The following is a 7,116-nucleotide window of genomic DNA, read 5'->3' as shown; positions in this document are numbered from 1 at the left end:
ACGCGGAGGTCGCGGAGGTCGCGGAGGTCGCGGAGGTCGCGGAGGTCGCGGAGGTCGCGGAGGTCGCGGAGGTCGCGGAGGTCGCGGAGGTCGCGGAGGTCGCGGCGACTACCCCATCCGATCACTCCTTGATCACTTTGTGCTGAGTAGTTGTGGGGAGGCTCGTGGAACTACTCAGCACAAAGTGCTCATGAGAAGCGGGGTCAGACCAGGCCGGCGTCGCGGAGGAGTTGCCACAGGCCGGCGCCGTCGGGTGCGGAGAGCCACTTCTGCCCCACCGGCCCCGAGGACGGGCGGCCGGCCGGGGCGGGCAGGGTGCCGGCCAGCACCGACTGGGTCGGGGAGAGCCGGCGGATCGCCACCCCGGCCACGTTCTCCGGGTGGGCGGCGGCGAACTCCCGGTAGATCTCCTGGTCGTGCTGACCGTCGTCGCCGACCAGTAGCCAGCGCACCTCGGGGAACTCCCGGGCCAGCCGGGCCAGCGTGGACCGCTTGTGCTCCATGCCGCTGCGGAACCAGCGGTCGGCGGTCGGGCCCCAGTCGGTGAGCAGCAGCGGCCCGGCCGGGTACAGGTGCCGGGACAGGAACCGGGTCAGCGTCGGCGCCACGTTCCACGCACCGGTGGAGAGGTAGAAGACCGGTGCGCCGGGATGGGCGGTGACCAACCGCTCGTAGAGCACCGCCATGCCGGGCACGGCGTTGCGGGCGTGTTCGTCGAGCACGAAGGTGTTCCACGCGGCGAGCAGTGGCCGGGGCAGCGCCGTCACCATCACCGTGTCGTCGATGTCGGACAGGATGCCGAACCGGACCTCCGGGTCCAGGATCCGCACCGGCGCGTCGACCGGCTCGGCGTCCGGGACGCTGAGCTGGACCGAGCCCCACCCGGGCGGCAGGTCGGCCTCGACCAGCGTGTCGACGAAGCCGCTGCGGTCGGCCTGTGTCTCGTGTCGTACGCCGCCGGCCTCGATGGTCACCGTGACGTGCTTGGCCGGCAGGGTGGTGAAGCTGCGCCAGCCGCGAACCTTGTCCAGCCGGCCCCGCTGGCGGGTGTCCGGTCGTCCCAGCAGCACCCGGCACATCACGCGTACCCAGCCCGGGGCCCCATAGCCGGTGTACGCGACGATGTTGATCCGCCAGCCGGTACGCCGCAGCCGACGCTCCACGAGCTGGTGCACGGCGTCCTCGATCCGCGCGGCCCGGTGCAGGTTCGGAACGGCCAGTTGGCCGGCGGGTGTGGGTGGCACCCGCCAACCCTGCCACACCTCGACAGCCACGGCCACGCGAGCCGACCCCTCCTGGCCCGAACGAACCCGACCGACGCGCCGTCCGTGAAACACTCCGGTCGGGACGACGACGGGGGCGTGGTCGTGTCGCATCCAGAGCAACACCGTGGGCGATGGCGTCCGCGACTCGACCGGCCGGCGCTCGTCGCGCTGCTGTTCGGGTTGGTCGGCGTCGGGTACCGGCTGGTCCTGACCTTGTCCACGGTGCCGGTGTCGAACAGCGACGAGGCCACCTTCGGGCTCGCCGCGCTGCACATCGGGCAGGGCCGGGAACGCCCGGTCTTCCTCTACGGCCAGCACTACATGGGGATGCTGGAGTCGTACCTGGCCGCGCCGCTGCTCGCGGTGACCGGCCCGAGCTGGCCGGTACTGCGGCTGCCGATGCTCGCGCTCTACGCGGTCTTTCTCTACCTGATCCACCGGCTGACCCGACGGCTCTGCACGCCCTGGTTCGCCGCCTTCGTCGTCGGACTGCTGGCACTCGGGCCGGAGCGGGTGGTCCGGGACCAGCTCACCGTCGTGGGCGGGCGGCCGGAGGTGAAGCCGGCGGTACTGCTGATGCTGCTGATCGTCGTGGGGCTGGCCGCTGGCACGGTCCGTCGCCGGTGGCTCGCCGTCGCGGCGTTCGGCCTGCTCGTCGGGCTCGCCGCCTGGTCGGACTGGCTGATCCTGCCGTACCTGGCGGTGGCCGTTCTGGCCCTGGTGTGGGCGGTACGTCGGGAACTTCTCGGCTGGTCCGGCCTGCTGCTGGTGGCGGGCTTCCTGGTCGGGGTGGCGCCGATGCTCTGGGACAACCTGCGGGCGGCACCGGGCGACGACTCGATGTCGGTGTTCCGGGAGATCAGCACCAAGGCCGGCCCGCTGCCGCCGTGGTCCGACCGGATCCGGGGCGGCCTGCTGCAGGGCGTACCGCTGGCGCACGGGCTCTGCCGGGTGGACGGCTGCGGCCGCTGGCAGCAGTGGTTCGGGCTGCTCTACCCGCTGCTGCTGGTGGCCGCCGCGGTGCTCGCGGTGCTCGCGTATCGCCGGGCCGCCCAGGGGCCGCGCGGGGAGCGGGTCCGGCCGGTCGTGCAGCTCGCGCTGGTCGTCGGCGCCGCGTTGACCCTGCTGTCGTACGTCCGCAGCCCGCTCGCCGCCACCAGCCCGCTGGACAACGCCCGCTACCTGTCGGTGCTGCAACTGTCGCTGCCGGCGGTCCTCTGGCCGCTCTGGCTGGCCGCGGTCGCCTGCTGGCGGGGCACCGTCGGCGCGCTCGGTCGGCTCACCGGAGCGCTGGCCACCGCCGTACTGGCGGCGCTGGCCGCGACCACGCTGGTGATCACCGTGCTCTTCGCGACCACCGGCACCGCGCCGTCGCGGATCGAGGAGCGCCAGGCCCGGGAGCTGGCCGCCGCGCTGCGCACCAGCGGCCCCCACCAGGTGTACGGGGACTACTGGACCTGCAACCGGCTGACCTTCAACACCGACGAGACGGTGGTCTGCGCGGTGCTCGACGGCGACCTCTCCCCGGGGCAGAACCGCTACCAGCCGTACTGGCGACAGGTCGGGCGGGCCGAGCGACCGGGTTACGTGCTGGAGGTCGACTCGCCGATGGATCGACGGCTGCGCCGGCTGCTCGCCGACCGACCGGACGCCGCACCGGTACGCGAGGTCGGCGGGTATCGCGTGTACCACCCCGACACCCCGGTGCGGCCCTGGCGGTAACGACGGGTCGTACGCTGGCCGGGCCGCGCCGCCGTCCCGCCCGTCGAGGAGACCCGATGCTCATCCTGCTGCCGCCCTCGGAGGGCAAGGCCGACGCCGGCACCGGCCGACGGTGGGACCCGGACAAGCTCGCGCTGCCCGAGCTGAACCCGGCCCGGGAGCGGGTGCTCGACGCGCTGGTGGCCCTGAGCGCGGGGCCGGACGAGGCGTCGGCTCTGGCCGCGCTCGGACTCAGCGCGGGCCAGCGCGGCGAGCTGCGCCGCAACGCCCGACTCCGGGTGGCCGCCACCGCACCGGCCGCACAGGTCTACACCGGGGTGCTCTACGAAGCGTTGGAGCTGGCCACGTTGCCGGCAGCCGCGCAGCGGACGGCCCGCCGATCGGTCCTGATCAGCTCCGGGCTGTGGGGGGCGGTCCGGCTCGCCGACCGGATCCCGCCGTACCGCTGCCCGATCGGTGCGCGGATGCCCGGCCTGGGTGCGCTGTCCGCGTACTGGCGTAGGGAGCTGGCGCCGACGCTGGACGCCGCGGCCGGCGCGGGCCCGGTGCTGGACCTGCGCTCCGGCGCGTACGCGGCCACCTGGACGCCGCGCGGGGAGTTGGCCGCCCGCACGGTGACCGTGCGCGTGCTGCACGAGCGGGAGGTGGACGGCGTGCCGGTCCGCTCGGTGGTGAGCCACTTCAACAAGGCCACCAAGGGCCGGCTGGTCCGTGACCTGCTGCTCGCCGGGGCCCGCCCGCGTGGCGCGGCGGAGCTGGTCGGAGTGCTGCGCGAGCTGAAGTACACCGTGCAGGAGCAGGACGCCCCGGCCGGGCGGCCCCGCCAGGTCGACGTGGTGGTCACCGAGCTGTAGCCGCCGCAAGATTTGCTCAAGGCTGCGCGGCACCTGTTCCGCGCGCGGGATGTACCGGTCACGGTAGAGGGACCCGACGCCGACAAGGGAGCGCCTCCGTTGGCCCGTGAACCCGCCCTGCTCGACCGGGCCCGCCGCCCGGCGACGCCACCCCCGCTGGACTGGCTGACCCTGGGCGACGCGTTCGAGGCCGCCTGCCTGCTGCGGTGCACGCCGCCGCCGACCGCCGCGCGGCCGAGCGCGGTGCTCCCGTCGCACTCCTCGGGAGTCGAGTTCAACCGGGAGGACGCCGCGCAGCGGATGCGGCAACTGCTCGCCCGGCTGGGCATCCCGGTCACCCAGGAGGTGGCCGTCGGTGGGCTGCGCCGCCGCTACGAGCTGCACCGGCTCTGGGTGCCCCGGGAGCACCGCGGCGCGTACGCCCGGATGGTGGACGCCGGCTGGCGGCAGGGGCGTCGGGAGCTGCTGGGCGGCCCGGTGCCCGGTGCCTCGCCGGCCCGCCGGCAGTGGATGTCCCGGCTGGCGGCGGCGGCCTGGCGGTCGGCGTTGCTGGCCGGCGGACGGCACGTCCGGCGGCACATCCTCGGCGTACGGCTCACCGACCGGGAGCTGGCCGCGGTGCTGATCCGCAGCGCCGCGGTGCTCGACGTACCGGCCCTGCTCCGCCCGGGCACCGGCTGTTTCCTGGTCAGCGTCGCCGACGGGCCGGACCGGCAGCGGATCCTGCACAGCGCGGCGATGGAGCCGGCACGGCGCCCGGCCTGCTGACCCGGACCCGGCCGCCGCGCCCGGTCCGAACGGGCTTGCGCGCGCCGGCCCGACGGCGCACAGTGCACCGCGTGAGTCGTAGCTCGTCCGGCCGGCCCGGCCACCGCCCGGTGGGGACGTCGGCGCTGCTGGTACTGCTGTTGGCCGCGACGGTGGGCGGCACCGCCGGCTGCCGGGACACCCCCGCCGAGCCGGTACGGATCCGGATCGCCACCGGCAGCCCCACTGCCGTCTACTACGCCTTCGGGCGGTCCCTGGCGGCCATCCTCAACCGGGAACTGCCCAACGTGCACGCCACCGTGGTGGTCACCGCGGCCTCGGCGGAGAACGTCCGGCTGGTCGGCTCGGGGGCGGCCGAGCTGGGCTTCACCCAGGCCGACGTGCTGCCCACCGCCGCGCCGGGAAACGTCGCCGTGGACGCGGTCGCCCGGGTGTACGACGACCAACTGCACCTGGTCACCACGGGCGGCGGGGCGGTCCGCGCGATCTCCGACCTGCGCGGCCGGCGGGTCTCCGTCGGCGCACCCGGATCGGGCACCGAGATCACCGCGACCCGCCTGCTGGACGTGGCCCGGCTCGGCGGCGACGGGGTACACCGGGAGCGGCTCGGTCTGGACGACTCGGTGACCGCGCTGCGGGCCGGGCGGATCGACGCGTTCTTCTTCTCCGGCGGCCTGCCGGTGCGCGGCATCCAGGAGCTGGCCGGGCAGAGCGCCACCCGGATCGTGGATCTCGGCGAGTGGACCGAGCCGCTGCGCGAGCGCTACAGCGAGGTCTACGTCTCCCGGGACATCCCCCGCTCGGTGTACGGCGTGGACCCGGTGACCACGGTGGCCGATCCGAACTACCTGATCGTCCGGGCCGACCTGCCGGAGCAGTTGGTCCGGGAGGTGACCCGGCTGCTCATGGAGCGCCGGGCCGAGCTGGGCGCCGCGCACCCGGCGGCGGGGCGGATGAGCCCCCGCTCGGCGATCGCCACCGCACCGCTGCCGCTGCACCCCGGAGCGGCATCCTGGTACCGGGCCACCAAACCCTGACGCCCGGCCCGTTACCGGACGGAGGCCGGGCCGGCGGGGGCGGGCAGCGGATCGCTGGCCGGATCACCGGCCGCCGGCCCCGTCGCCGGGACGGGTGGGGGCGACGGGAACCACAGCCCGGCGACCAGCCCGCGCTGCTCCCCCGGGCGCATGGTGAGCCGTCCGTCGGAGGCGTCCACCAGCACCGCCGCGATGGTCAGGCCGAGCCCGGCACCGTCGACGTTCTGCGCGTCCGGCGCCCGCCAGAACCGCTCGGTGGCCTGGCCGAGCTGACTCTCGGTCATGCCGGGACCGGTGTCGCGGACCTCCAGGGCCACCCCGTCGTCGCGGCGGGCCACGACGACCGTCACCGCCCCGCCGGCACCACTGAACTTCACCGCGTTGTCGATCAGCGCGTCCAGCGCCTGGTCGACGGCGGTCGGCACGGTCCGGGCGTACGCCGGGGCGTCGGTCGTGCTGAGCCGCAGCGCGACCGACCGGTGCCGGGCCAGCGGTGCCCAGGCGGCCACCCGGGACGCGGCCACCGCCGCCGCGTCCACGGTGATCCGCTCGTTCTCCTCGCGTTCGGCCCGCGCCAGGGTGAGCAGCGCGTCGAGCACCAGCGCCAGCCGGTCGGTCTCCTCCAGCGCCAGCCGGTGTTCGGAGCGCCCGTCCGGGTCGGTGAGGCTGGGGCCCAGCTCCTCCACCCGCAGCCGCAGCGCGGTGAGCGGGTTGCGTAACTGGTGGCTGGCGTGCGCGACGAACGCCCGCTGCCGGTCCATCACGTCGGAGACCACGTCGGCCATGTGGTTGAAGCTGGCCGCGAGCCGGCGCAGCTCCGGCGGCCCGAGCCGGTGCAGCACCCGGGCGCCCCGGTCACCCTCGGCGATCTCGTGGGTGACCGCGTCCAGCTCGGTGACCGGGCGGAGCACCCAGCCGGCCAGCCCGAACGCGGTGAGCACGCAGGCCAGTACGGCGAGCAGACCGGCCAGGGCGAGCAGCACCCACCAGGCGGTGACGGAGCTGCGGATCGGGCCGACCGGCGTCACGATCACCACCGCGCCGAGCACCTCGCCGCCGTCGTTGATCGGCACCGCGACCACCACCGCGCCGGCCGTCCACGGCCACACCGACTCGGGGCCGCTGCTCTGCTGGCCGGACAGCGCGACGTCCAGCGCCGTGCCGGTGCCCACGGCGGCCCGCCAGCCCGGCGAGGCGACCACGGTGTGCCGGTCCCGGTCGACGACCGCCGCGCCGATCGCGTACAGCTCGTCGTAGCTACGGAGCTCCCCCTCGAGCGGCCCCGCCCCGCCGCCGCGCAGGGCCGGACCGGCCAGCGAGGCGAACCGGGTGGCGTCGGCGAGCCGGTCGGCGCGGACCCGCTCGGTCTCGCGACTGGCCAGGGTCGCGGCCAGCGGGGTCTCCAACGCGATGAGGACGAGCACCATCAGCAGCAGGTAACTGATCACCAGTCGACGGCGCACGGCAGCC

General features: G+C 75.0%; 6 protein-coding genes. 4 read left to right on the top strand and 2 right to left on the bottom strand.

Translation table 11 applies throughout. The features are described from left to right. Positions 1–203: 203 nt before the first annotated feature. On the bottom strand, positions 204–1,244 hold the full coding sequence (locus ACFQGL_RS09115; protein WP_377508407.1) for an App1 family protein: 1,041 nt from the start codon (positions 1,242–1,244) through the stop codon (positions 204–206). 117 nt (positions 1,245–1,361) lie between these two features. On the opposite strand from ACFQGL_RS09115, the gene ACFQGL_RS09110 reads away from it, so the two are divergent. The 4 genes from ACFQGL_RS09110 to ACFQGL_RS09095 all read left to right on the top strand — a co-directional run bounded on the left by ACFQGL_RS09110 (position 1,362) and on the right by ACFQGL_RS09095 (position 5,646). Further along, positions 1,362–2,987, top strand: a complete 1,626-nt coding sequence (locus ACFQGL_RS09110) for an ArnT family glycosyltransferase (RefSeq protein WP_377508404.1) — start codon at positions 1,362–1,364, stop codon at positions 2,985–2,987. A gap of 56 nt (positions 2,988–3,043) precedes the next feature. Next, on the top strand, positions 3,044–3,841 hold the full coding sequence (gene yaaA, locus ACFQGL_RS09105) for a peroxide stress protein YaaA (protein WP_377508304.1): 798 nt from the start codon (positions 3,044–3,046) through the stop codon (positions 3,839–3,841). A 99-nt stretch (positions 3,842–3,940) separates the two neighbouring features. Beyond that, positions 3,941–4,609 carry a hypothetical protein gene (locus ACFQGL_RS09100; protein ID WP_377508301.1) on the top strand — a complete coding sequence of 223 codons (669 nt, stop codon included), beginning with the start codon at positions 3,941–3,943 and terminating at the stop codon, positions 4,607–4,609. A gap of 71 nt (positions 4,610–4,680) precedes the next feature. After that, positions 4,681–5,646 carry a TAXI family TRAP transporter solute-binding subunit gene (locus tag ACFQGL_RS09095; protein ID WP_377508299.1) on the top strand — a complete coding sequence of 322 codons (966 nt, stop codon included), beginning with the start codon at positions 4,681–4,683 and terminating at the stop codon, positions 5,644–5,646. 11 nt (positions 5,647–5,657) lie between these two features. Here the strand turns inward: ACFQGL_RS09095 and ACFQGL_RS09090 are convergent, their stop codons facing one another. Further along, entirely contained in the window at positions 5,658–7,109 is a 1,452-nt protein-coding gene (locus tag ACFQGL_RS09090; protein ID WP_377508296.1) for a sensor histidine kinase, read from the bottom strand. Positions 7,110–7,116: the final 7 nt, after the last annotated feature.

This window comes from Micromonospora vulcania (assembly GCF_042658605.1).
GTDB classification, from domain to species: Bacteria; Actinomycetota; Actinomycetes; order Mycobacteriales; family Micromonosporaceae; genus Micromonospora; species Micromonospora vulcania.
The sequence above is the reverse complement of the archived record's forward strand: the minus strand, read 5'-3'. Positions and strand labels throughout refer to the sequence as shown.

Coding starts and splice junctions, on each gene's coding strand:
- yaaA (WP_377508304.1), top strand. CDS start 3,044: ATGCTCATCCTGCTGCCGCCCTCGGAGGGCAAGGCCGACGCCGGCACC.